We start from the raw sequence: 22,844 nt of genomic DNA on the forward strand, positions 1-22,844 counted from the left end.
CGTGGCCGCCGCGGCCCGCGGGGCCGGCGCCGAGGTCGTCACCCGGCCCGCCGCCATCGCCGGCGACACCGCAACCTCCGAGGCCGCCGTCCTGCACGCCCTGGACGCCTTCGAGGAGCGCGTCCGGGCGGCCGTCGACGTGGTGCTGCTCGTGCAGTGCACCAGCCCCTTCCTGCTCGCCGACGACATCGGCCGGGTCGCCGAGGCGGTCGTCCGCGACGGCGCCGACACCGCCGTCACCGTCGCCCCGTTCCACGGGTTCGTCTGGCGCGACGGCGACCCCGACGAGCCCGGCGGCTTCGGCGTCAACCACGACAAGGCCGTACGCCCCCGCCGCCAGGACCGCCCGCAGGACCTGCTGGAGACCGGCGCCGCCTACGCGATGGACGTCGCCGGCTTCCGCACCCACGGCCACCGCTTCTTCGGCCGCACCGAGCTGGTCCGCACCGACCCGGCCCGCGTGCTGGAGATCGACGACCCGCACGACCTGGCCCGCGCCCGCGCCCTGGCCCCGCTGCTCGACACCGTCCCGGCGGGCGCGCTGCCCACCCGCGACGACGTCGACGCCGTCGTCCTCGACTTCGACGGCACCCAGACCGACGACCGGGTGCTGATCGACACCGACGGACGGGAGTTCGTCTCCGTGCACCGGGGCGACGGGCTCGGCATCGCCGCGCTGCGCCGCGCCGGGGTGCCGACGCTGATCCTGTCCACCGAGCAGAACCCCGTCGTCGCCGCCCGCGCCCGCAAGCTCCGGCTGCCGGTGCTGCACGGCATCGACCGCAAGGACCTCGCCCTCAAGCAGTGGTGCGAGGAGCAGGGCATCGCCCCCGAGCGGGTGCTCTACGCCGGCAACGACGTCAACGACCTGCCCTGCCTCGCCCTCGTCGGCTGGCCCGTCGCGGTCGCCGACGCCCACGACGCCGTACGCGGCGCCGCCCGCGCCGTCACCACCGTCCCCGGCGGATACGGCGCCGTCCGGGAGATCGCGGGCTGGCTCCTCGGGCCCTCCCTCGACACCCTTCCCGACCCCGTCCCCACGTCCCACAGCAAGTAAGGAACACCCTGATGAGCACCAACTCCCGTCTCCGCAGCTTCGGTTCCCGCGAGGCCGGCCCCGGCCGCCCGGTCTACGTCACCGGCGAGATCGGCATCAACCACAACGGCGAGCTGGAGAACGCCTTCAAGCTGATCGACGCCGCCGCCGAGGCCGGCTGCGACGCCGTGAAGTTCCAGAAGCGCACCCCGGAGATCTGCACCCCGCGCGACCAGTGGGACATCGAGCGCGACACCCCCTGGGGCCGGATGACCTACATCGACTACCGCCACCGCGTGGAGTTCGGCGAGGACGAGTACCGCCAGATCGACGAGTACTGCAAGGAGAAGGGGATCGACTGGTTCGCCTCCCCGTGGGACACCGAGGCCGTCGCCTTCCTGGAGAAGTTCGACGTCCCCGCCCACAAGGTGGCCTCCGCCTCCCTCACCGACGACGAGCTGCTGCGCGCCCTGCGCGCCACCGGCCGCACGGTGATCCTCTCCACCGGCATGTCCACCCCGAAGCAGATCCGCCACGCGGTCGAGGTGCTCGGCTCGGAGAACATCCTGCTCTGCCACGCCACCTCCACCTACCCGGCCAAGGCCGAGGAGCTGAACCTCCGCGTGATCAACACGCTGGAGAAGGAGTTCCCGAACGTCCCGATCGGCTACTCCGGCCACGAGACGGGCCTGCAGACCACGCTGGCCGCCGTCGCCCTCGGCGCCGTCTTCGTCGAGCGCCACATCACCCTGGACCGCGCCATGTGGGGCTCCGACCAGGCCGCCTCCGTCGAGCCGCAGGGCCTGATCCGCCTGGTCCGCGACATCCGCGCCATCGAGGCGTCCCTCGGCGACGGCGTCAAGAAGGTCTACGACTCCGAGCTGGGCCCGATGAAGAAGCTGCGCCGGGTCCCCGGTGTGGTCGCCGAGGCGGAGATCGCCGCCGCCGCGGGCGAGCCGGTCACGGTCTGACCCGACTCGCCCGACTGCTCTACGACGGGACGGTCACAACCCCCCATGAGCCCTCGCGCCGGACACCCCGGCCCCCCTGCCCGCACGCTCGCCTTCGTGGAGAGCCCGGTGCAACTGCTGAACGTACTGGAGTGGGCCCACGCGGGCGGGGTGGCCGCGCGCGAGGGGGCCGGGGCGGAGCTGACGCTCGTCGTGCTGGCCCCCACCGACCCCATGACCCGGGGCCAGCTGCGCCGCATGGCCGACCTCGCCCGGGACGAGGGGTACGAGGTGCGCTGGGAGGAGGCGCGGGGCGGCGCGAGCGCTCCGTTCCAGACCGTCGGCGCGCTGGCCGGGGCGCTCCGGCGGGCCGGCCGGATCGTCATGGGCGACCCCTTCTCCCGCTACGTACAGCTCCTGCTCACCATCACCCGGGCGCCCGAGCTGGTCGTGGTGGACGACGGCACCGCCACCATGGAGTTCGTCGCCCAGCTGGCCCGCGGGGAACGGCTGGTGCGCTGGCACCGCAAGGGCGGTCCGCCCGGACCCCGTGACCTGCTCTTCGCCCCGGTCTCCGCCACCGCCCGGCGCCGGCTCACCCCGAGCGGCGGCCGGCGGGTGGAGGTCTTCTCCGCGATGCCGGTGACCGAGACCCCGGACGGCGTCACGGTCACCGCCAACGAGTTCGCCTGGACCCGCGCCCGCTTCGGCCCGCCCCGCGTGACGAAGAGCGCCGACCTGGTCGGCACGTCCCTGGTGGAGACCGGCGTGGTCGACGCCGACCGCTACCTCGCGGCCGTCCAGGCCCTGGCGAAGGCCCACGGCGCCACCCGGTACTTCGCCCACCGCCGGGAGAGCACCCCGAAGCTGCACCGGCTGGCCATCGAGACCGGCCTGGAGATCGTCCGTCCCGAGCTCCCCCTGGAGCTGATCGCCCGCCGGGGCCCGATCGGCAGCACCGTGCTGAGCTTCCCCTCCACGGTCGTCCACACCCTGCCCCTCGCCCTGAAGGGCACCGGCGTCCGCGTCGCCGTCTGCGACATAGACCCCGCCTGGCTCACCGCCCACGCCTCCCCACGGGCCCAGGGCTTCCTCTCCGGCGTGACGGGAACGGCCCGCGACACGCACCGGCTGACCACGGTGGTGCCGGGGACCTGAGGGGTCAGTCCCTCCGCGCCAGTACGAATCCCCGCGCCCGCGTCTCCTCGCCCTGCGGCTCGCGGACCACGGACGCGACCAGGGTCAGGCCCGCGTCCGTGAGGCCGGCGGCGATCGCCGCCGGGGAGCGCATGTAGTAGTCCAGGTCGATCTCGTGCCCGAAGCGTTCCGTCAGGTGCAGGTGGCCGGCCTCGCCGGTCTGGAAGGCCAGCAGGACCGGCGCGCCGGGGCGCAGCGTGCGGTGGAACTCGGCGAAGGCATGCGGGAGGGTGTCGTCCGGGACGTGGATCGTGGAGTAGAGGGCCAGGATGCCGCCGAGGGTGGCGTCCGGGAGGTCCAGCGCGGTCATCGAGCCCACGTGGAAGCGCAGACGCGGATGGGCCTCGCGGGCCAGGGTCACCATCGCGGGGGAGAGGTCCACCCCGAACACCGGCACGCCCAGGCTGTCCAGCAGGGCGGTGACGAACCCCGGCCCGCTGCCCAGGTCGGCCACCGGGGCGGGGCCGTTCTCCTTGACCAGCTCGGCGAAAGCGCTGATCAGGGAGCGGTCCAAGGGGTGGCGCAGGCCCGAGGGGAACCGCTCGGCGTACTCCTTGGCGATCGCGTCGTAGGACGAGCGGGTGGTGTGCAGGAACTCCGCGGTGGTGTCGGTCACGCCGCCGCACCCTACCGGCGCCGCCGCGCCGCGCGGGTCCGGTCCATGGACAAACCGAGCGGCGGGGCGGCGGGCGTGGTATCCGTGGAGGGAGAAAGAAAGGTTTTACCCAACCCAGTCCACCGCCATGCGTCCGCCGGTCAAGTTTTCTTCCCTCCAACGGGCTGAACTTTTGTTGATCGAGGGTCAGTTGACCGTCCGGGCGTCCTACCCTTCAGAGGGTGAACCGATTGATGACCCGAGAGACCGTGGCCGACCTCCCCGGTGCTGTGCTCCCCGGCGCGCTCAGCGAGTCACTGCACGCCGAGCTCGTAGCCTTCCGCCGCGACCTGCACATGCACCCCGAGCTGGGCAACCAGGAGTTCCGCACCACCGCCGCCATCAAGGAGCGGCTGGAGCGGGCCGGGCTGGAGCCCCGCGTCCTGGTCACCGGAACCGGGCTCATCTGCGACATCGGGCACACCGAGGGCGAGCGCTCCGGCGTACCGCTGCTGGCCCTGCGCGCGGACATCGACGCGCTGCCCATCCCGGACACCAAGGACTGCGCGTACCGGTCCACCGTGCCCGACCGCGCCCACGCCTGCGGCCACGACGTGCACACCACCGTCGTGCTCGGCGCCGGCCTGGTCTTCGCCGACCTGCACGCCAAGGGCCTGCTGTCCCGCCCGGTGCGGCTGATCTTCCAGCCCGCCGAGGAGCAGCTCCCCGGCGGCGCCCTGACCGCCATCGCCGACGGCGCGCTCGAAGGCGTCGGCCGCATCCTCGCCCTGCACTGCGACCCCAAGGTGGAGTGCGGCCGGATCGGCCTGAGGCACGGTCCGATCACCAGCGCCTGCGACCGGCTCGACGTGGCCCTGGACGGCCCCGGCGGCCACACCGCCCGGCCGCACCTGACCACCGACCTGGTCACCGCCGCCGCCCGCGTCGCCACCGACGTGCCCGCGCTGGTCGCCCGCCGTGTCGACACCCGCAGCGGACTCGCCCTGACGTGGGGCCGTATCGAGTCGGGCCACGCGGCCAACGTCATCCCCCAGCACGCCGAACTCTCGGGCACCGTCCGCTGCCTGGACCTGGACGCCTGGCGGGACGCGCCCGACGTCGTGCACGCCGCCATCGACGAGGTCGCCACCCTGCACGGCGCCAAGTCGGAGATCACCTACGTGCGCGGGGTGCCGCCGGTGGTCAACGACCGGGAGTCCGCCGAGCTGCTGCGTCGCGCGATGGTCGCCCGCTGCGGGCTGGACTCGGTGGAGAGCACCGAGCAGAGCCTCGGCGGCGAGGACTTCTCCTGGTACCTGGAGCACGTGCCCGGCGCCATGGCCCGCCTCGGCGTCCGCCGCCCCGGCGAGCGGACCGTACGCGATCTGCACCAGGGCAACTTCGACGCCGACGAGAACGCGATCACGGTCGGCGTCGAACTCTTCACCGCGGCCGCCCTGATGGAGTCCCCCGAGGTCTGACCGGCACCCGGCAGGACACGGCACGGCCCCCGCGTGGCACGCGGGGGCCGTTCGCGCAACACATCCGCAGGCCATTCGTATCCGCCCCGAAACATGGCGGCCCGAGGCTCGGTAGATCGAGTTCAAGTGCCGTTTGCCTCGGTTCGATAACGGCTGCGCGAGAGGTGTTTTTCTGACATCTACGCGCGTTACGATGCCGCGAGCCGACGCCGACGGGGCGTCTCGGCCGGGGCGTCGTCAGACGCTCCCACCAAGCGCCATGGTGGCGCTCAGGTCAGGTGAAGGAGCCTTCCCGTGCGCCGGGTAGCCAAGCTTTCCGCTGCGTGTATAGCCACCGCAGCTCTCGCCCTTTCTGCCACGGCCTGTGGCAGCACCTCCTCCGAGAACGACAAGTCGTCCTCCTCCTCCGGTGACGGCAAGGGCGTCAAGATCGGTCTCGCCTTCGACGTCGGCGGCCGTGGTGACCGCTCCTTCAACGACTCCGCCGCGCGCGGTGCCGACAAGGCGAAGGGCGAGTTCGGCGGCTCCGTCAAGGAGCTGACCGCCAAGACCACCGACACCGAGGCCGACCGCGAGCAGCGCCTCTCCGACCTGGCCGACGCGGGCTACAACCCGATCATCGGTGTCGGCTACGCGTACGCGCAGTCCATGGGCAAGGTCGCCAAGAAGTACCCCAAGACCAGCTTCGGCATCGTCGACTCGGTCGTGGACGCGCCCAACGTCGACAGCATCACCTTCACCGAGGAGCAGGGCTCCTACCTGGCCGGTGTCGCCGCCGCGCTGAAGACGAAGAAGTCGCACGTCGGCTTCATCGGCGGTGTGGACGTCCCCCTGATCAAGAAGTTCGAGGCGGGCTTCGTCCAGGGCGTCAAGGACACCAACTCCAAGATCAAGGTCGACACCCAGTACCTGAGCCACGGCTCGGACACCTCCGGCTTCGCCAGCCCCGACAAGGGCAAGGAAGCCGCGCAGGGCATGCTGGACAACGGCGCCGACGTGATCTACTCCGCCGCCGGCTCCTCCGGCAACGGCGCGATCGAGGCCGTCAACGGCAAGAAGGGCGCCTGGGCGATCGGCGTCGACTCGGACCAGTACAACATCCCGGGTCTCGCCAAGTACAAGGGCTCGATCCTCACCTCGATGGTCAAGAACGTCGACCTCGGCGTCTACGACTTCGTGAAGTCCGTCCACGACGGCAAGGCGCTGGCCGGCGTCAACAGCTACTCCCTCGCCAAGGACGGCGTCTCGCTGTCCACCAGCGGCGGCTTCATCGACGACATCCAGGCCAAGCTGGACGCCGCGAAGAAGAAGATCGTCGACGGCTCCATCAAGGTCAAGACCACCCCGTGACCTGACGGGTCCTCAAGGACCCCGGCTCGGCGTGGGGGCGCCGTGAGCGCGCTCCCCGCCGAGCCATAACAATGTGTCAACTCTACGCGTGTAGCGCTGAGTTGCCGCGCTAGCGTCGCCGACGCCTGCCCTCCCTCCCCCGCATCCCCCTTCCCCGAGGAGAGTGCGCCATCAACGCGTCCAGCCCTCCCGCTGCCGTCGAACTGCGCGGCATCACCAAGCGTTTCCCCGGCGTCGTCGCCAACCGCGACATCGACATCACCGTCCGCCCGGGCACCGTCCACGCCCTGTGCGGCGAGAACGGCGCCGGCAAGTCCACCCTGATGAAGATCCTCTACGGCATGCAGCAGCCGGACGAGGGCACCATCACCATCCACGGCGAGCAGGTCACCTTCGGCAATCCCGGTGACGCCATCGCGCGCGGCATCGGCATGGTGCACCAGCACTTCATGCTCGCCGACAACCTCACCGTGCTGGAGAACGTCGTCCTCGGCGCGGAGAAGCTGCACGGCATCGGCGCCAAGGCCCGCACGAAGATCCGGGAGATCTCCGACGCGTACGGCCTGGGCATCCGCCCCGACGTGCTCGTGGAGCGCCTCGGTGTCGCCGACCGCCAGCGCGTGGAGATCCTCAAGGTCCTCTACCGCGGCGCCAAGACCCTGATCCTGGACGAGCCGACGGCCGTCCTGGTGCCCCAGGAGGTCGACGCCCTCTTCGACAACCTGCGGGAGCTGAAGGCCGAGGGCCTCACCGTCATCTTCATCTCGCACAAGCTGGGCGAGGTGCTGTCGGTCGCCGACGAGATCACCGTCATCCGGCGCGGCACCACGGTCGGCACGGCCGAGCCCAGCACCACCACGCCCAAGCAGCTCGCCGAGCTGATGGTCGGCAGCGAACTGCCCACCCCGGAGACGGAGGAGTCCACCGTCACCGACGTCGCGCTCCTGGAGGTCGCCGGGCTGCACCTGGCCCAGACCGACCTGGACGGCATCGAGCGCGTCATCCTCGACGAGATCTCCTTCACCATCCACAAGGGTGAGGTCCTCGGCATCGCCGGTGTGGAGGGCAACGGCCAGTCCGAGCTGGTCGAGGCGATCATGGGTATGCGCGACCCGGACGCCGGCACGGTCACGCTCGACGGCGCCGACGTCAGCCACGTCCCCACCCGCCGCCGCCGCGAGGCCGGCATCGGCTACATCCCCGAGGACCGCCACCGCCACGGCCTGCTGCTGGAAGCGCCGCTGTGGGAGAACCGCATCCTCGGCCATGTCACCGAGCGCCCCAACTCCCGCCGGGGCCTGCTGGACCCGAAGGCCGCCCGCACCGACACCGAGCGCATCGTCGCCGACTACGACGTGCGCACCCCGGGCATCGACGTCACCGCGGCCTCGCTGTCCGGCGGCAACCAGCAGAAGCTGATCGTCGGCCGCGAGATGAGCCACAGCCCCAAGCTGCTCATCGCCGCCCACCCCACCCGCGGTGTGGACGTCGGCGCGCAGGCCGCGATCTGGGACTACATCCGCGCGGCCCGCCGCGACGGACTCGCGGTCCTGCTGATCTCCGCCGACCTGGACGAGCTGATCGGTCTCTCCGACACCCTGCGGGTGATGTACCGCGGCCGCCTGGTCGCCGACGCCGATCCCTGCACGATCACGCCCGAGGAGCTGGGCTCCGCCATGACGGGAGCGGCCTCCGGCCACCTGGAGCACACAGAGGACGACGCCCGATGAACAAGCTGACCTCACGGATCGACAAGGAGCGGCTGCTCCTCGGCATCGCGGCGCCGCTGCTGGCCATCGTCGCGGCCCTGCTGGTCACCGCCCTGGTGATCCTGGCCACCGGCAAGAGCCCCGGCGCCGCGTTCAGCGACATGGTGACGTACGGCTTCGCCTCCGACAGCCAGGTCTACATCCTGAACAAGGCGACGACGTACTACCTCGCGGGTGTCGCGGTGGCCATCGGCTTCCGGATGAACCTGTTCAACATCGGTGTCGACGGCCAGTACCGCCTCGCCGCGTTCGTCGCCGCCGTCCTCGGCGGCGCGCTGACCGTGCCCGGCTGGCTCGCCATCCCGCTGATCATCCTGGCGGCCATGGTGACCGGCGCCCTGTGGGCGGCCATCGCCGGCATCCTCAAGGTGACCCGCGGTGTCAGCGAGGTCATCGCCACGATCATGCTGAACTCGATCGCCACCGCGATCATCGGCTACCTGCTCCAGCCCAGCCAGCTCGGCCAGCTCGACAAGGCCGGCACCCTGGTCTCCACCAAGCCCCTGCCGGAGTCCTCCTGGTTCTTCCAGATCGACACCGGCCCGGCGGGCGTCCTGTGGGGCTTCATCGTCGTCGCGGTGATCGTCGGCATCGGCTACTGGTTCGTGCTCGGCCGCACCCGGTTCGGCTTCGACCTGCGCACCGTCGGCCAGTCCGAGACGGCCGCCGCCGCGAGCGGTGTCGGTGTGAAGAAGATGATCGCCACCAGCATGATCATCTCGGGTGCGGTGGCCGGTCTCATCGGCATGCCGACCCTGCTCAACGACAGCCACCAGTTCAGCAACGACTTCCCGGCGGGCATCGGCTTCACCGGCATCGCCATCGCGCTGCTGGGCCGCAACAACCCGGTGGGCATCGCGCTGGGCGCCCTGCTGTGGGGCTTCCTGGAGCGCACCACCAACCACCTGGAGTTCCAGGGCTACGACAAGGAGATCCTCGGCGTGATCCAGGGCGTCATCGTCCTGTGCGTCGTGATCGCCTACGAGGTCGTGCGCCGCTACGGCCTCAAGCGCCAGCAGCAGCGGGTCGGCGCCGAGCTGGCCGCCCGTGCCGCCGCCCCCACCGAGATGCAGGAGGTGGCGTGATGACCGCCACGATGACGGACGCGCCGCCGCCCGCGGCGCCCAAGGCGGACAACGCCCCCCGGCCGGCGGGCCGTTCGCTCGCGAAGATTCTTCTGATCGTCGGCGGCGCGCTGCTGCTCGTGGCCGTGGTCCGGGTCATCACGGGGGCCAACCAGCTGACCTCCGAGGGCCAGGTCAGCGCGGCCCTCGGGCTCGCGGTACCGATCGGGCTCGCGGGCCTGGCGGGCCTGTGGTCCGAACGGGCCGGCGTGGTCAACATCGGCCTCGAGGGCATGATGATCCTCGGCACCTTCGGCGCCGGCTGGATCGGCTGGCAGTCCAGCCCCTGGCTCGGCCTGCTGTGCGGCGTCGGCTTCGGCGTCCTCGGCGGTCTGGTGCACGCGGTCGCCACGGTGACCTTCGGGGTCGACCACATCGTCTCCGGTGTGGCGATCAACCTGCTCGCGCTGGGCGCCACCCAGTACCTCGCCAAGCTGTTCTTCGCCGAGGGCACGGCCGCCGAGGCGGGCGGCAACCCCAAGCAGTCCCCGCCGGTGAACTCGCTCGGTGACGTCACCGTGCCGGGACTCTCCGACGCGCTGCACTCGGTCGAGCAACACCACTGGTTCCTCATCTCCGACATCGCGGGCATTCTCGGCGGTATCGTCACCGACGTGTCCGTGGTGACGATCCTCGCCGTGCTGCTCTTCGTGGGCAGCTGGTGGGTGCTGTGGCGGACCTCGTTCGGCCTGCGCCTGCGCTCCTGCGGCGAGAACCCGGTCGCGGCGGAGTCGCTCGGCGTGAACGTGTACCAGTACAAGTACGCGGCCGTCGCCGTCTCCGGCGGTCTCGCCGGGCTCGGCGGTGCCTTCCTCGCGCTGGTCACCTCGCACACCTACCTGGAGGGCCAGACCGGCGGCCGCGGCTACATCGGTCTCGCCGCGATGATCTTCGGCAACTGGCGTCCCGGCGGTCTCGCCATGGGCGCGGGTCTGTTCGGCTACTCCGACGCCCTCCAGCTCCGCAACGGCGGTGTCACCGTGCACGCCCTGCTGCTCCTGCTGGTCGTGCTGCTCGCCGCCCTCGCGGGCTGGAAGCTGTACCGCAAGGCGCTCTGGCAGGGCGTGATCAGCGCGGTCATGGCCGTACTGGTCCTGGCCTGGTACCTGTTCACCGACGAGGTCCCGAGCGACTTCGTCGGCGCCACCCCGTACGTCGTCACGCTGCTGGTGCTGTCGCTGTCCGCGCAGCGGCTGCGGATGCCGAAGGCGGACGGCATGCGGTACCGGAAGGGGCAGGGCAAGTGACCACCGCGTTCGACTGGGAGGCGCTGCGCGCCGAGGCCCGCGAGGCCATGGCCCACGCCTACGCCCCCTACTCGGGCTACCCGGTCGGCGTGGCCGCCCAGGTCGACGACGGCCGCACGGTCACCGGCTGCAACGTGGAGAACGCCTCCTACGGGCTCGGTCTGTGCGCCGAGTGCGGGCTGGTCTCGCACCTCCAGCGCACCGGCGGCGGGCGGCTGACACACTTCACCTGTGTGGACGGCACCGGCGCCCTCCTCGTGCCGTGCGGCCGCTGCCGCCAGCTCCTGTACGAGTTCGGCGGACCCTCGCTGCTGCTGGACACCCCCGAGGGCGTCCTCCCGCTCTCCGAGATGCTTCCGCAGGCCTTCGGCCCGGACCATCTCACCAAGTAAGTCCGTGCGGCCCCCCTGCCCGCTCCGCGAGCAGGGGGGCCGTACATCTGCACCTCCCGGAAGGAACTCCCTGGCCATGGACGCCATCTCCGTCATCCGCAGCAAGCGGGACCGCGCCGCACTGACCGACGAGCAGATCGACTGGGTCATCGACGCGTACACCCGCGGCGAGGTCGCCGACTACCAGATGGCCGCCCTCAACATGGCGATCCTGCTCAACGGGATGGACCGCCGGGAGATCGCCCGCTGGACCGCGGCGATGATCGCCTCCGGCGAGCGCATGGACTTCTCCTCGCTGTCCCGGCCGACCGCCGACAAGCACTCCACGGGCGGCGTCGGCGACAAGATCACGCTTCCGCTGGCCCCGCTGGTCGCCGCCTGCGGCGCGGCCGTGCCGCAGCTCTCCGGGCGCGGCCTCGGCCACACCGGCGGCACCCTGGACAAGCTGGAGTCCATCCCCGGCTGGCGCGCGCTGCTCTCCAACGAGGAGATGCTGTCGGTGCTGGACGGCGTCGGCGCGGTGATCTGCGCGGCGGGCGACGGCCTGGCTCCGGCGGACAAGAAGCTGTACGCCCTGCGCGACGTGACCGGCACGGTGGAGGCGATCCCGCTGATCGCCTCGTCCATCATGTCCAAGAAGATCGCCGAGGGCACCGGCTCCCTGGTCCTCGACGTGAAGGTGGGCTCCGGCGCCTTCATGAAGAACATCGAGGACGCGCGTGAGCTGGCCTCCACCATGGTGGGCCTCGGCACCGACCACGGCGTGAAGACGGTCGCCCTCCTCACCGACATGTCCACCCCGCTCGGCCTCACCGCGGGCAACGCGCTCGAGGTCCGCGAGTCCGTCGAGGTGCTGGCGGGCGGCGGCCCGGCGGACGTCGTCGAGCTGACCCTCGCGCTCGCCCGCGAGATGCTCGACGCGGCCGGCCTCAAGGACGCCGACCCCGCCAAGGCCCTGGCCGACGGTTCCGCGATGGACGTCTGGCGCCGCATGATCGCGGCCCAGGGCGGCGACCCGGACGCGAGCCTCCCCGTGGCCCGCGAGCAGCACGTGCTCGTGGCCCCCGCCTCCGGCGTCCTCACCCGCCTCGACGCCTACGACATCGGCATCGCCGCCTGGCGCCTGGGCGCGGGCCGCGCCCGCAAGGAGGACCCGGTGCAGGCCGGCGCGGGAGTGGAGCTCCACGCGAAGCCGGGCGACACGGTGGTCGCGGGCCAGCCCCTGCTGACCCTGCACACGGACACCCCGGACCGCTTCGGCTACGCCCTGGAGGCGACGGAGGGGTCGTTCGACATCGCGCCCGCAGGGGCCGAGTTCTCGGCTTCGCCGGTGGTGCTGGAACGTATCGCCTGATCAGGGGACTTCTTCGTTCGGGTGAACGGGATCGGTGGACCTCCGCCGGTCCCGTTCGTCATGCTGGGATCGGTGACGCCCTGATTGGAGACCGTCATGAGCGCACTCACCGTGGGCCAGGACCCCGACCGGACCTGGGACGACCTCGTCCGGTTCCGGGACGAGTCGGACTGGCCCGAGGGCAGCAGGGTGGAGATCATCGAGGGGATCGTCACCGTGTCGCCCACTCCCGCGTACCGCCACAACGTGATGGCGGCGCGCATCCAGCGTCGCCTCTACTCCGTGATCCCCGAGGACTGGGAGATCTTCCAGACACTGTCCATCGCCGTGCCCTCCCGTCTGGGCATGTTCATCCCTGGTCTGGTCGTCACGCCGCTACAGCCGCCCGAGACGGAGTCGCACATCCCGGCAGCCCTCGCCGAACTCGTCGTCGAGGTGACCTCCCCGTCCAACGCCCGGCACGACCGGGTCAGCAAGCCGGCCGCGTACGCGACGGCGGGCATCCCGCTCTCTCTGCTCGTGGACCCCTGGGCCCCCGGCGGCCCCACCGTCACCCTCTACGGTGAGCCGCAGGACGATGCCTATCGGGTACTTCGTGCGGTGAAGTTCGGTGACACCGTCCACCTGCCCAAGCCGTTCGACGTGGCGATCGACACCAGCGAGTTCCCCGTGGACTGATCGCCGTGCGATGAGTTGCGGGGGCGCCCCCGGTCTACCCGACGTGGACCCCAGGACCGATCCCGTGCTCGTGCTGCGTGGCCCCGTCACCCGGGATGAGGTGGCGGGGCTGGCTGATGTGGTGCGGGGGTTGGCCCCCCGCAGCCGGGTCGTCGTCTGTGACGTGGCCGGGCTGGGGCCGCCGGGGCTGGCGCAGGTCGAGCTGCTCGCCCGGCTGGAGCTGGCCGCCCGCCGCGGAGGTGGGCGGATAGCGCTGCGCGGACCGGCGCCCGCGCTACGCGCCCTGCTCGGCCTCGTCGGCCTCGGAATCCAGGTGGAGGGGGAGGCCGAAGAGGGGGAACCAGCGGGGGGTGTCGAGGAAGCAGTGGAAACCGGTGATGCGGCCCCCTGACATCTCCAGGACCTGCACCGCCCAGGGGGTGAAGCCGCCCTTTTCCGGGTCGGGCTTGTAGTGGGCGAAGCCCGGGAGACCGTTGACCTGGACCGGGAGGAGGCGGGACCCCGCGCAGGAGGCGCCCATGGTGGACATGAAGCCGGTGATGTCGGCGGGGCCGAGCAGCCAGAGGTCGAACGGCGGCATGGTCATCACCGCGTCCTCGTGGAGCAGGGCGGTCAGTGCCGTCATGTCGTACCCCTCGAACGCCTTCACATAGCGCTCAAGGAGCTGCTTCTGCTCCTCGTCCAGCGGGTCGGAGACCGCGGCCTCGGCGCCGGTGTCCGCGCGCTCGGCGAGGGTGGCGCGGGCCCGCTGGAGGGCGCTGTTGACCGAGGCGACCGTGGTGCCGAGCAGCTCGGCCACCTCACTGGCCCGCCAGGCCAGCACCTCGCGCAGGATCAGCACCGCCCGCTGCTTGGGCGGCAACTGCTGGAGCGCCGCCATGAACGCCAGCCGGATCGACTCGCGGGCCACCGCCGCCTCCGCCGGGTCGGTCACCGCGGGCAGCACCCGCGCGTCCGGCACCGGCTCCAGCCAGGTGTGGTCCGGGCGCGGGGAGAGCGCGGCCTGCGCGAGCGGGGTCGGTTCGGTGAGGTCCATCGGGCGGGCCCGTTTCTTGCCGGCGGCCAGCATGTCCAGGCAGACGTTGGTGGCGATCCGGTACAGCCAGGACCGCAGACTGGACCGGCCCTCGAACTTGTCGTAGCTCCGCCAGGCCCGTACCAGCGTGTCCTGGACCGCGTCCTCGGCCTCGAAGGATGAGCCGAGCATGCGGTAGCAGTACCCGGTCAGCTCGGTCCGGTGCTTCTCCAGCGCGACATCGAGGTCCGCTGTCGCCGTGCCGTCACTCATCGTCCACCCACCCCTGTGGCCGTCCCGTACGCGCGCCGTCGCGCCCCAGTACTCCGGAAGCTACCGCAGCCCACTGACAACGGCCCCCGGACTCGGAAAACCCGCAGCTCGGGCGGGCGCGCGCACCGGGTCAGTGCGCCGGTACGGCCTCCCGGCGCGCGGCGGTACGGGCCGCGAGGGTGCCCAGCGCGGTGATGGCGACGACCCCGGTGACGGCGAGCAGGCCGACGCCGACCGTGCCCGCCCAGCCGCCGGAGTGGAAGGCGAGCGCGCCGACGGTGCTGCCCGCGCTGGAGCCGATGTAGTACGACGACTGGTACAGGGCGGTCGCCTGGGCGCGGCCGTGCGTGGCCGTCCTGCCGACCGCCGAGGAGGCGACCGCGTGGCCCGCGAAGAAGCCGGCCGTGATCAGCACCAGGCCCAGCAGGACCAGCGGCAGGGACGGCACCAGCGACAGCAGCAGGCCCGCCGCCGTCGTACCGCCCGCCGTGTACAGCGCGCCCCGGCGGCCGAGGCGGCCCACCAGCCGGCCCGCCGACGAGGCGGAGACCGTGCCGACCAGGTAGACCAGGAAGATCGAGCCGATGATGCCCTGCGGCAGGGAGAACGGCGCCTCGGTCAGCCGGTAGCCGATCACCGTGTACACGCCGCCGAACACCGTCATGAACAGCGCCCCGATCGCGTACAGGCGGCGCAGCAGCGGGGAGGAGAGGTGGTCGCGGACCGCTCGGGCCAGCACGCGGGGGCGCAGCGAACCGGCCACGAAGTGCCGGGGCGCGGGCAGCAGCAGCCGGAACGCCACCGCGCAGCCCACCGCGACCAGGCCGATCACCCCGACGGCGATCCGCCAGCCCCACTCCTGCGCGACCCAGCCGGTGATGACCCGGCCGCTCATGCCGCCCACGCTGTTGCCCGCGACGAACAGGCCGATCGCCGTGACCAGCGCCTTCGGCCGGACCTCCTCGGCCAGGTACGCCGTCGCGGAGGCGGGCAGCCCGGCCAGCGCGGCGCCCTGCACGGCCCGCAGCGCGACCAGCGCGCCGATGGACGGTGCGAACGGCACCAGCAGGCCGACGCCGACAGCGACCATCAGGGACGCCGTCATCACGGTCCGGCGGCCGAACCGTTCCGACAGCGCGCTCATCGGCAGCACGAACAACGCCAGCCCGCCGGTCGCCGCCGCCACGGTCCAGCTCGCCTCACCGGCCGCCACCCCGTAGTCGTCGGAGATCAGCGGCAGCAGGGCCTGGGTGGAGTACAGCAGCGCGAAGGTCGCCACGCCCGCGAGGAAGAGGGCGAAGCTCATCCGGCGGTAGCCGGGGCCACCGGGCGTCAGCCGCGAGTCGGCCGGGGCCGGAGCCGAGGTCTCGGGGGAGGGGACGGGCGTGCGGGCGTCCACGCTGATGGACGCCCCGGTACTGGCGGGAGACATGCCTCGAAACTAAGGACGCGACCACTCATCCGTCCAATGCATGGAATCGCCATAATCGTTCCCATGGAGCATCAGCAGAGGTCACAGCCGCGCCTGTCACCATCCGGTGACACAGAAGACATGGCGCTGCTGCTCGCGCCCCGCCTCGCCTACTTCGCCGGGGTGGCCCGCACCGAGCACGTCACCCGCGCCGCGCACGAGATGAACGTCCCGCAGTCCACCCTCTCCCGCGCGATGGTCCGGCTTGAGCAGGACCTCGGGGTGGACCTGTTCGCCCGGCACGGCCGCACCGTCTCCCTCACCCCGGCCGGGCGCACCTTCCTCGGCTCGGTGGAACGGGCCCTCGCGGAGGTCGAACGGGCCGCCGAGGAGGTCCGCGCGGACGCCGACCCGGACACCGGCAAGGTCGCCTTCGGCTTCCTGCACACCATGGGCCCCGAGACCGTACCCGGCCTGCTGCACGCCTTCCGCGCCGGCCATCCCCGGATCCGCTTCAGCCTGGTGCAGAACTACGCCGAGGCGATGCTGGAGCGGCTCCGGGCGGGCGAGCTGGACCTCTGCCTCACCTCGCCGGTGCCGGACGCGCCCGACCTGGTCGCCCGGCGGCTGGACGAGCAGAAGCTGCGCCTGGTCGTCCCGGCCGACCACCGGCTGGCCGGCCGCCGTCGCATCCGGCTCGCCGAGGCGGCCGACGAGACCTTCGTGACCCTGGAGCCCGGCTACGGCCTGCGCCGCATCACCGACGACCTGTGCCGCGAGGCCGGGTTCCGGCCCAGGGTCGCCTTCGAGGGGGAGGAGACGGAGACGCTGCGCGGGCTGGTGGCCGCGGGCCTCGGGGTCGCCCTGCTGCCGCCGCCCACCGTCCCCCGGCCGGGCGTGGTGGAGCTGACGGTGACCGCGCCGAGGGCGGTCCGCGAGATCGGCGTCGCCTGGCTGGCCGACCGCCCGGACACCCCGCCGGTGGCCGCCTTCAAGAAGTTCCTGCTCTCCAGGCGGGGCAGCCTGCTCCCCTCCTGAACCCGGCTACCTGCGCAGCGACTTCCCGAACCCCGACGCCAGCGGCATCCGCAGCCCTATCGGCGGCGGCGCCGCGAGCGCGTCCTCCACCGGGCGGGACAGCGGGCTGCCGAACAGGGCGCCCAGGGCGAAGTCCACGGCCAGCGCGAGCACCTCGTCCCGGTGCTGGTGCAGCCCGTGCCCGTCGGAGTGCACCTCGAACCGGCACACCTCCCGGTTCACCTTCTTCGCGCGGGCCGCCAGCCGGAACGACAGCTCCGGATCGCACCGTTCGTCGTTCGTGCCGTGCGCGATGAGCACCCGGCGCCCCACCAGCTGCTTGACCGGCTCGTCGGTGTCCGCGCCTTCCTCCGGCAGCCAAGGGGCTATCGCCACAACGGAGTTGACCGCCTCGTGGCCTCCGGCGCCCAGCGCCGCCCGGCCGCCCATGTCCAGCCCGGCCAGACACACCGGCACGTCCCCGTACCGCCGCACCACCTCGTCCGCGGCCCAGTTGGCATCCGCCGCGAGGTGGGCCTCGGCGCCGTTCCAGCCGCGGTAGCGGTAGTGGACCGGGTGGACGGCGAGCCCCTCCTCCCGGCCGGCGCGGGCCAGGCTGCGGGCCAGGGCGCGGGCGAAGGTGCCGGGCAGGAACGGGGACGGCCGGCGGGTGGAGACCTCGTCCCCGCCGGGGAGCACCAGTACCGCTCCGCTGACCGCGCCCGGCGCGGGGCCGACCGCCTTTCCCAGCCTGGCCGTCCGGACCGGCGTCGTCGCTTGCTGTCCCATGGCAGAACACTGTCAGAAGGCGCGGTGTACGAAACCCTTCCTGGCGGTCACCATTGCGTATCGACGCGCAGGGGGTACGGATCGCGCCGCCGCGTGAACGGCCGGAATGCGCGCATCCTGTCGAGGAGCCCGTTCGCACGCTCGATTTCCGGTGCCGGTTGTGAAGTCAATGCGATGAAATCAAGGTTCATTCCTTTCGATGAACGGTCCACGGCGGCCGACGACTTCACCCGCCCCGGATGTGAAGGGCGGCTGCCCGAACGGCCGTTCCCCCTTAACGTTGCCACCAGCGCGTATGCGGGAAGAGGAGGTCTGTATTACTCATCACGCGCCCGGAGAATACGTACAGACATTCACCGGCCGTCCGTATTTCGGTGATTGCGGTGGGCGGTCCGTGATGTTTACGGTCGTGGACCGCTCGGATCATCCGTGATCCATGTCTCCGCATTCAAGGACGCATTCACCATGAAGCAGTCTGCTGCCAAGACCCTCGGTGTCGCCGCCCTCGGTGCCGCTTTCGCCGCCGCCGGCGCGGGCGCCGCCGACGCGGCTCCGCTCGCCCCGGCCGCCCTCCCCGTCGTGGGTCCCGTCGCCCACACGCTGCCGGCCGCGAACGTCACCCAGGCGCTGCCCGGCGCCGCCGAGGCCGTCTCCCAGGGGCAGGGTGTGATCGGGGGCGGGCTGAACACCGCGCGCCCCGCCGTGCAGAAGCTGCTCGCCCAGGGACCGACCGCGCCCGTCGCCGGACTGCTCGGCGGTCTGCCGGTGCAGGGTCTGCCCACCCACGGCCTGGGCCTCAACGGCATCCCGCTCGGCTGACACCCGCCCCGCGCGCCACTCCCCGCGCGCGAGGGCCCACACACGACGCCGCCGAGGCCGTCCGGTGCTCTCCGGGACGTCCTCGGCGGCGTTTCGCTCAAGCGGAAACCGGCCGGGGGGCTCGCTCACCAGGCGGTGGTGCGGGCCTTGTCCTCGGAGGGCAGCAGTATCCACAGGGCTATGTAGAGCAGGAACTGAGGGCCGGGCAGCAGGCAGGACACCAGGAAGATCACCCGCATCGTCCCCGCCGACATACCGAAACGCCGGGCCAGCGCGGCGCACACGCCGCCGATCATGCGGCCGTTGGTGGGGCGGGCAAGGGCGGTCATGGCGGGCTCCTCCGTCGTCGTCGGCCCGCGACCGGGCCGCGTGCCGGGGCGGGCCGAGTGCCGCGCCCCGTCTGTCGTCGTATGCCCAACGGTACGGAGACGAAGCGGGAGAAGCATCACTCTAAGGGGCGATACCGACCCTGGGAATCGTCGGGGTCCGCCCCTGAGAAAGCTCCCCGCGCACGCTCACCGCACCACCGGCCGGACCCGCGACGCCGGCCCCGGCGACCCGGTCGGCCCCGCGTACTTCCCCGGCCGTGTACCCGTCGCAACTCCCGGACGCGTCCCCGGAGATGCCCTCGGGGACACCCCCGAGTCCGCCGCGCCCGCCCCGGTGCCCGTACCCATCCTCGGGCACAGCGCCCCCGTCCAGCCGCCTCCGCAGCCAGGCCCGCCCCGCCGGGACCACCGTCAGATGGGCCAGCAGCACGCCCACCGTGTTCAGCAGCAGCACGTCCACATCCACCACCCGCCCCGGCACCCCCGTCTGCAACAGGGCGATCCCCAGCGAGATCAGGGCACCGGCGGCAGCCGTACGGAACAGGGACGCCAACCCGGACACGCTGAGCCTGCCGTCAGCCATGGGCAGCAGGACGCCCAGCGGAGCCAGCAGGGCCAGGCCCTCGCCGATGCGGCGCCCCGCCTCGGGCCAGCCCAGCGCCAGGTCGGCACGCAGCCCGGTCAGGGGGTGAAGGTTCGCGGGGCGCACCCACGGCACGTCCAGGGGCCGCAGCGTCAGCCAGGCGACGAGCGCGAGATGCGCGACGAGGAGGATTGCCCCGGTCACTCGGATGCGGTTCGCGGCGCTGCCGCCGATGGAGCCTTGACGCTGCACGTCCCCCAAGACGCCACGCCGCGCTCGAACGGTTCCGCTTCGGCGCCCCCCGCCCCCGTGAGGCGTGCGCCACACGGGCACCGGGCCCTGCCTCGCCTCAGTTCGACGCGACGGAACCGGACGGGGGCTGGACCCGGCCCGGATGGTCGCGCACGCCCTCCGTGCACTCGTACCGGCGCGGCGCGGCCGGGGCCGGACCCGCCAGGATCACCGAGCCGTCGCCCTCCGCCGCCGCCGAGTCGGAGAAGGTGCACACCACCTGGGCGAGCGCGGGGGAGCCCAGCTTGTCCGGGGCGGTGCTCAGGCGCAGCGCCTCCTCGGGCTCCGCGCGGCCCGGACCGGTGACGGTGATGCCGCCCGGTACCCGCGTCTGATAGCCCGCAGCGCGTTCCCCGGCGGAGGGCGCCGAGGCGAGCTGGTCCAGCAGGCCCTGCGCGACCATGACCCGGCGCCGCGCGTCCGGCGTGCCCTCCGGCACCCGCACCGAACGGTCCACGGTCACCAGCGAGGCCCCGCACAGCAGGAACACCTGCACCGCAACCCCCTCCGGCGACTGGGTGGCCTGCCCGGACCCGGCCGGCGAACAGGGCACCCGCGACGGCGCCCCGCCGAAGTCGGTCGGCACCTCCGTCGGCCGGATGCCGCAGCCGGTGAGCAGCGCGCCCAGCAGCGGCAGCGCCAGCAGCCCCCGTACCGCCCGCCCGCTCACGCGCCCTCCCCGGCGCTGCCCCCGGCCAGGGAGTCGCCCTTCTCGTCGTCGCCGGACTCCTCCGTCAGCCGGGAGGCGTCGCGCGGCAGCCGGAGCGTGAACACCGCACCGCCGTCGGGGGAGTTGGCGGCCGTGATCTCACCGCCGTGGATATGGGCGTTCTCCAGCGCGATGGAGAGGCCGAGCCCGCTGCCCTCCGAACGCGGACGGGAGGCGCTGGCCTTGTAGAAGCGGTCGAAGACGTGCGGCAGCACCTCCTCGGGGATACCGGGACCGTGGTCGCGTACCGCGATCAGCAGGTCGTCACCGTCGATGCGGACCGAGACCCGCACCGGGGAGCCACCGTGCTTGAGGGCGTTGCCGATCAGATTGGCCAGGATGACGTCCAGGCGGCGCGGGTCGAGCCGGGAGTGGATGCCGCGCTCGGCGTCCAGCTCGACCGCGTCCAGCCAGGCGCGGGCGTCGATGCAGGCGGTGATCTGGTCCGCGAGGTCGACGTCGTCCAGGACCAGCCGGGCGGTGCCCGCGTCGAAGCGGGTGACCTCCATCAGGTTCTCGACCAGGTCGTTCAGCCGCTTGGTCTCGCTGACCACCAGGCGTACCGCGGGCTCGATCATCGGGTCGATGCCGCCGCCCTCGAACTCCAGCTCGTCCTCCAGCACTTCGGTCACGGCGGTGATGGCGGTCAGCGGGGTACGCAGTTCATGCGACATGTCGGCGACGAAGCGGCGGGAGGACTCGTCACGGGCGGCCATGTCCGCGACCCGCTTCTCCAGCGCCTCGGCCGCCTTGTTGAACGTCCGCGACAGGTCGGCGAGTTCGTCCGTGCCGGTGACCCGCAGCCGGGTGTCGAGCCGACCCTCGCCGAGCCTTCGCGCGGCGACTCCCAGGCGGTGCACGGGTTTCAGCACGGTCGTGGCGGCGGCCTGCGCGAGCAGGGCCGAACCGATCAGGGCGAGCGCGGTGGCGATACCCAGCGACCACGCAAGGGAGTTGAGGTCCTTGGCCTCCGGCTCCAGCGACTTCGCCATGTAGCCGGTCGAGCCGCCGTCGACCACCTTGGTCCCGGCCACCAGGAAGGGCGTGCCGCGCTCGGTGACGCGTTGCCAGTACAGGTGATAAGGCGACTTGTTGGAGCCGCTCGTCTTCTGCCGCTTGTTCACCGCCGCACGCAGCGACGGGGGCACGTCCTTAAGCGAGAAGCCGCTCAGGCCACCCGAACCGCCGTAGACCGTGCGGCCGTCGGGGTCCCGGGCGACCAGCAGCACGCTGAAGCGCTGGCTGCTGCCCGCCATCTGCCCGGCGGCACGCTGGAGTTCGTCCTGCGTGGGGCGCGCGGGCAGGGCACCCGCGCGGTTCTGCATCTCCTGCCGGAAGTCGCGCAGCACCGCGTCCTGGGCGCGGGTGAGCACCGCCTCCCGGTTGAGCCAGTACGCGATGCCCGACGCGGACACCGCGGCCGTCAGCGCGACCAGCCCGAAGACCAGCACCAGCCGCAGCCGCAGGCTGGTGAACCGCAGTCCGGCCAGCTTCCTCCCCCGTTCGGCCCTCCAGCGGCCGAATCCCCCGCGCTCGCTCACTGAGGGGCGTCCAGGCGGTAGCCGACACCACGGACCGTGCGGATCAGCGTCGGGGAGGACGGCACGTCCTCGACCTTCGCCCGCAGCCGCTGCACACACGCGTCCACCAGGCGCGAGTCGCCCAGGTAGTCGTGCTCCCACACCAGCCGCAGCAACTGCTGCCGCGACAGCGCCTGCCCCGGCCGGCGGCTCAGCTCCAGCAGCAGCCGCAGTTCGGTCGGGGTGAGCTGGAGGTCCTCGCCGTTCTTGGTCACGGTCATCGCGGACCGGTCGATGACGACGCTGCCGAAGGTCGCCGAGTCGCTGGACTCGCGCTCCCCCCGCCGCAGCACGGCCCGGATACGGGCGTCCAGCACGCGGCCCTGCACCGGCTTGACCACGTAGTCGTCGGCGCCGGACTCCAGCCCGACCACCACGTCGATGTCGTCGTTCCGCGCGGTCAGCAGGATGATCGGCAACTGGTCGGTGCGCCGGATGCGGCGGCACACCTCGAACCCGTCGATGCCGGGCAGCATCACGTCCAGCACGATCAGGTCGGGGCGCTGCTCGCGCAGCAGCTTCAGGCCGTCCTCGCCGCTCGCGGCGGTGGCGACCCGGTGCCCCTGGCGCGTCAGGGACAGCTCAAGGGCCGTACGGATGGCGTCGTCGTCCTCGATCAGCAACAGGGAAGGCACGGGCTCATTCTGGCCCATGCAGCGCCTGTCGTACGACCCGTGCCGCCCCGCGTTCTCCGGTGGCGGACGCGAGCCGGACACGGCGTGCCAAAACGGCCCTTTGCCAGCTCCCGCCCGCCGGGACCGGGTACGACCCGCCCGCTCCGGCCCCTGTGACAGGTCTGTGACAGTCGGCGGACACGGCCATGAAGGACGGTCGGCAAGCTTTTCGGCAGGCGGG

Annotated in this window: 23 protein-coding genes and 1 pseudogene; 14 read left to right on the forward strand and 10 right to left on the reverse strand. The window is 72.2% G+C overall.

What is annotated here, in order from left to right; genetic code table 11:
* From GT030_RS00990 to GT030_RS01000, 3 genes are all read left to right on the forward strand, one after another.
* Window positions 1-1,057 (forward strand): HAD hydrolase family protein (locus GT030_RS00990; protein ID WP_161199364.1); only part of this gene is annotated, 1,057 nt, incomplete at its 5' end.
* Window positions 1,058-1,068: 11 nt separating this feature from the next.
* On the forward strand, window positions 1,069-2,007 hold the full coding sequence (locus GT030_RS00995) for an N-acetylneuraminate synthase family protein (RefSeq protein ID WP_161199365.1): 939 nt from the start codon (window positions 1,069-1,071) through the stop codon (window positions 2,005-2,007).
* A 45-nt stretch (window positions 2,008-2,052) separates the two neighbouring features.
* A complete protein-coding gene (locus tag GT030_RS01000) occupies window positions 2,053-3,144 on the forward strand; it encodes a hypothetical protein (RefSeq protein WP_161199366.1) in 1,092 nt (363 codons plus the stop codon).
* Between the two features lie 4 nt (window positions 3,145-3,148).
* On the opposite strand, the gene GT030_RS01005 is transcribed toward GT030_RS01000, so the two are convergent.
* Window positions 3,149-3,799 carry a class I SAM-dependent methyltransferase gene (locus GT030_RS01005; protein ID WP_161199367.1) on the reverse strand — a complete coding sequence of 217 codons (651 nt, stop codon included), beginning with the start codon at window positions 3,797-3,799 and terminating at the stop codon, window positions 3,149-3,151.
* A 233-nt stretch (window positions 3,800-4,032) separates the two neighbouring features.
* On the opposite strand from GT030_RS01005, the gene GT030_RS01010 reads away from it, so the two are divergent.
* The 9 genes from GT030_RS01010 (at window position 4,033) to GT030_RS01050 (ending at window position 13,564) form a co-directional block, all read left to right on the forward strand.
* A complete protein-coding gene (locus tag GT030_RS01010) occupies window positions 4,033-5,259 on the forward strand; it encodes an amidohydrolase (protein ID WP_161199368.1) in 1,227 nt (408 codons plus the stop codon).
* A gap of 294 nt (window positions 5,260-5,553) precedes the next feature.
* The gene (locus GT030_RS01015) at window positions 5,554-6,609 is read left to right on the forward strand and encodes a BMP family ABC transporter substrate-binding protein (RefSeq protein WP_161199369.1); all 1,056 of its coding nucleotides are present in this window, start codon (window positions 5,554-5,556) and stop codon (window positions 6,607-6,609) included.
* Between the two features lie 143 nt (window positions 6,610-6,752).
* Window positions 6,753-8,339, forward strand: coding sequence for an ABC transporter ATP-binding protein (locus GT030_RS01020; RefSeq protein WP_346009530.1), 1,587 nt, complete (start codon window positions 6,753-6,755; stop codon window positions 8,337-8,339).
* Entirely contained in the window at window positions 8,336-9,463 is a 1,128-nt protein-coding gene (locus tag GT030_RS01025) for an ABC transporter permease (protein WP_135789526.1), read from the forward strand. Before GT030_RS01020 ends, GT030_RS01025 begins: the two co-directional genes overlap by 4 nt.
* Window positions 9,463-10,749: an ABC transporter permease gene (locus GT030_RS01030; protein WP_161199370.1), complete on the forward strand. Its 1,287-nt coding sequence runs from the start codon at window positions 9,463-9,465 to the stop codon at window positions 10,747-10,749. Before GT030_RS01025 ends, GT030_RS01030 begins: the two co-directional genes overlap by 1 nt.
* Window positions 10,746-11,141 carry a cytidine deaminase gene (locus tag GT030_RS01035; protein WP_161199371.1) on the forward strand — a complete coding sequence of 132 codons (396 nt, stop codon included), beginning with the start codon at window positions 10,746-10,748 and terminating at the stop codon, window positions 11,139-11,141. Before GT030_RS01030 ends, GT030_RS01035 begins: the two co-directional genes overlap by 4 nt.
* A 70-nt stretch (window positions 11,142-11,211) precedes the next feature.
* Complete coding sequence (locus tag GT030_RS01040; RefSeq protein ID WP_161199399.1) at window positions 11,212-12,495, forward strand: thymidine phosphorylase; 1,284 nt, start codon at window positions 11,212-11,214, stop codon at window positions 12,493-12,495.
* A 96-nt stretch (window positions 12,496-12,591) separates the two neighbouring features.
* Window positions 12,592-13,173, forward strand: coding sequence for a Uma2 family endonuclease (locus GT030_RS01045; protein ID WP_161199372.1), 582 nt, complete (start codon window positions 12,592-12,594; stop codon window positions 13,171-13,173).
* Between the two features lie 10 nt (window positions 13,174-13,183).
* A complete protein-coding gene (locus tag GT030_RS01050) occupies window positions 13,184-13,564 on the forward strand; it encodes an STAS domain-containing protein (RefSeq protein WP_161199373.1) in 381 nt (126 codons plus the stop codon).
* Here GT030_RS01050 and GT030_RS01055 read toward each other — a convergent pair.
* Together GT030_RS01055 and GT030_RS01060 are read right to left on the reverse strand one after the other, a co-directional pair.
* A complete protein-coding gene (locus GT030_RS01055) occupies window positions 13,448-14,461 on the reverse strand; it encodes a sigma-70 family RNA polymerase sigma factor (RefSeq protein WP_161199374.1) in 1,014 nt (337 codons plus the stop codon). The two genes, GT030_RS01050 and GT030_RS01055, sit on opposite strands and share 117 nt — an antisense overlap.
* 130 nt (window positions 14,462-14,591) lie before the next feature.
* Entirely contained in the window at window positions 14,592-15,893 is a 1,302-nt protein-coding gene (locus GT030_RS01060) for an MFS transporter (protein ID WP_202459526.1), read from the reverse strand.
* A 63-nt stretch (window positions 15,894-15,956) separates the two neighbouring features.
* Here GT030_RS01060 and GT030_RS01065 point away from each other — a divergent pair, with 63 nt between their 5' ends.
* A complete protein-coding gene (locus GT030_RS01065; RefSeq protein WP_161199375.1) occupies window positions 15,957-16,910 on the forward strand; it encodes a LysR family transcriptional regulator in 954 nt (317 codons plus the stop codon).
* Between the two features lie 6 nt (window positions 16,911-16,916).
* Here the strand turns inward: GT030_RS01065 and GT030_RS01070 are convergent, their stop codons facing one another.
* Both GT030_RS01070 and GT030_RS01075 read right to left on the reverse strand, forming a co-directional pair.
* Complete coding sequence (locus tag GT030_RS01070; protein ID WP_161199376.1) at window positions 16,917-17,678, reverse strand: alpha/beta hydrolase; 762 nt, start codon at window positions 17,676-17,678, stop codon at window positions 16,917-16,919.
* Between the two features lie 47 nt (window positions 17,679-17,725).
* Window positions 17,726-17,908 carry a hypothetical protein gene (locus GT030_RS01075; RefSeq protein ID WP_161199377.1) on the reverse strand — a complete coding sequence of 61 codons (183 nt, stop codon included), beginning with the start codon at window positions 17,906-17,908 and terminating at the stop codon, window positions 17,726-17,728.
* A gap of 235 nt (window positions 17,909-18,143) precedes the next feature.
* Here GT030_RS01075 and GT030_RS01080 point away from each other — a divergent pair, with 235 nt between their 5' ends.
* Window positions 18,144-18,497 carry an ATP-binding protein gene (locus GT030_RS01080; RefSeq protein WP_161199378.1) on the forward strand — a complete coding sequence of 118 codons (354 nt, stop codon included), beginning with the start codon at window positions 18,144-18,146 and terminating at the stop codon, window positions 18,495-18,497.
* Window positions 18,498-18,622: 125 nt separating this feature from the next.
* Here GT030_RS01080 and GT030_RS01085 read toward each other — a convergent pair whose 3' ends face one another.
* The 5 genes and pseudogenes from GT030_RS01085 to afsQ1 all read right to left on the reverse strand — a co-directional run bounded on the left by GT030_RS01085 (window position 18,623) and on the right by afsQ1 (window position 22,624).
* Window positions 18,623-18,826, reverse strand: coding sequence for a PspC domain-containing protein (locus GT030_RS01085; RefSeq protein WP_030806720.1), 204 nt, complete (start codon window positions 18,824-18,826; stop codon window positions 18,623-18,625).
* A gap of 373 nt (window positions 18,827-19,199) precedes the next feature.
* A pseudogene (locus GT030_RS01090) lies at window positions 19,200-19,661 on the reverse strand (VanZ family protein); the annotation flags it as partial.
* A gap of 97 nt (window positions 19,662-19,758) precedes the next feature.
* Complete coding sequence (locus GT030_RS01095; protein ID WP_161199380.1) at window positions 19,759-20,370, reverse strand: hypothetical protein; 612 nt, start codon at window positions 20,368-20,370, stop codon at window positions 19,759-19,761.
* On the reverse strand, window positions 20,367-21,950 hold the full coding sequence (locus GT030_RS01100) for a HAMP domain-containing sensor histidine kinase (RefSeq protein ID WP_161199381.1): 1,584 nt from the start codon (window positions 21,948-21,950) through the stop codon (window positions 20,367-20,369). The genes GT030_RS01095 and GT030_RS01100 overlap by 4 nt, the downstream gene beginning before the upstream one ends.
* Complete coding sequence (gene afsQ1, locus GT030_RS01105; RefSeq protein WP_158707462.1) at window positions 21,947-22,624, reverse strand: two-component system response regulator AfsQ1; 678 nt, start codon at window positions 22,622-22,624, stop codon at window positions 21,947-21,949. Before afsQ1 ends, GT030_RS01100 begins: the two co-directional genes overlap by 4 nt.
* Window positions 22,625-22,844 lie beyond the last annotated feature (220 nt).

This window comes from Streptomyces sp. SID1328 (assembly GCF_009865595.1).
Lineage (GTDB): Bacteria > Actinomycetota > Actinomycetes > Streptomycetales > Streptomycetaceae > Streptomyces > Streptomyces griseoluteus.

Coding starts and splice junctions, on each gene's coding strand:
- GT030_RS00995 (WP_161199365.1), top strand. CDS start 1,069: ATGAGCACCAACTCCCGTCTCCGCAGCTTCGGTTCCCGCGAGGCCGGC.
- GT030_RS01000 (WP_161199366.1), top strand. CDS start 2,053: ATGAGCCCTCGCGCCGGACACCCCGGCCCCCCTGCCCGCACGCTCGCC.
- GT030_RS01010 (WP_161199368.1), top strand. CDS start 4,033: ATGACCCGAGAGACCGTGGCCGACCTCCCCGGTGCTGTGCTCCCCGGC.
- GT030_RS01025 (WP_135789526.1), top strand. CDS start 8,336: ATGAACAAGCTGACCTCACGGATCGACAAGGAGCGGCTGCTCCTCGGC.
- GT030_RS01030 (WP_161199370.1), top strand. CDS start 9,463: ATGACCGCCACGATGACGGACGCGCCGCCGCCCGCGGCGCCCAAGGCG.
- GT030_RS01045 (WP_161199372.1), top strand. CDS start 12,592: ATGAGCGCACTCACCGTGGGCCAGGACCCCGACCGGACCTGGGACGAC.
- GT030_RS01050 (WP_161199373.1), top strand. CDS start 13,184: ATGAGTTGCGGGGGCGCCCCCGGTCTACCCGACGTGGACCCCAGGACC.
- GT030_RS01055 (WP_161199374.1), bottom strand. CDS start 14,461: ATGAGTGACGGCACGGCGACAGCGGACCTCGATGTCGCGCTGGAGAAG.
- GT030_RS01060 (WP_202459526.1), bottom strand. CDS start 15,893: ATGTCTCCCGCCAGTACCGGGGCGTCCATCAGCGTGGACGCCCGCACG.
- GT030_RS01065 (WP_161199375.1), top strand. CDS start 15,957: ATGGAGCATCAGCAGAGGTCACAGCCGCGCCTGTCACCATCCGGTGAC.
- GT030_RS01070 (WP_161199376.1), bottom strand. CDS start 17,678: ATGGGACAGCAAGCGACGACGCCGGTCCGGACGGCCAGGCTGGGAAAG.
- GT030_RS01080 (WP_161199378.1), top strand. CDS start 18,144: ATGAAGCAGTCTGCTGCCAAGACCCTCGGTGTCGCCGCCCTCGGTGCC.
- GT030_RS01085 (WP_030806720.1), bottom strand. CDS start 18,826: ATGACCGCCCTTGCCCGCCCCACCAACGGCCGCATGATCGGCGGCGTG.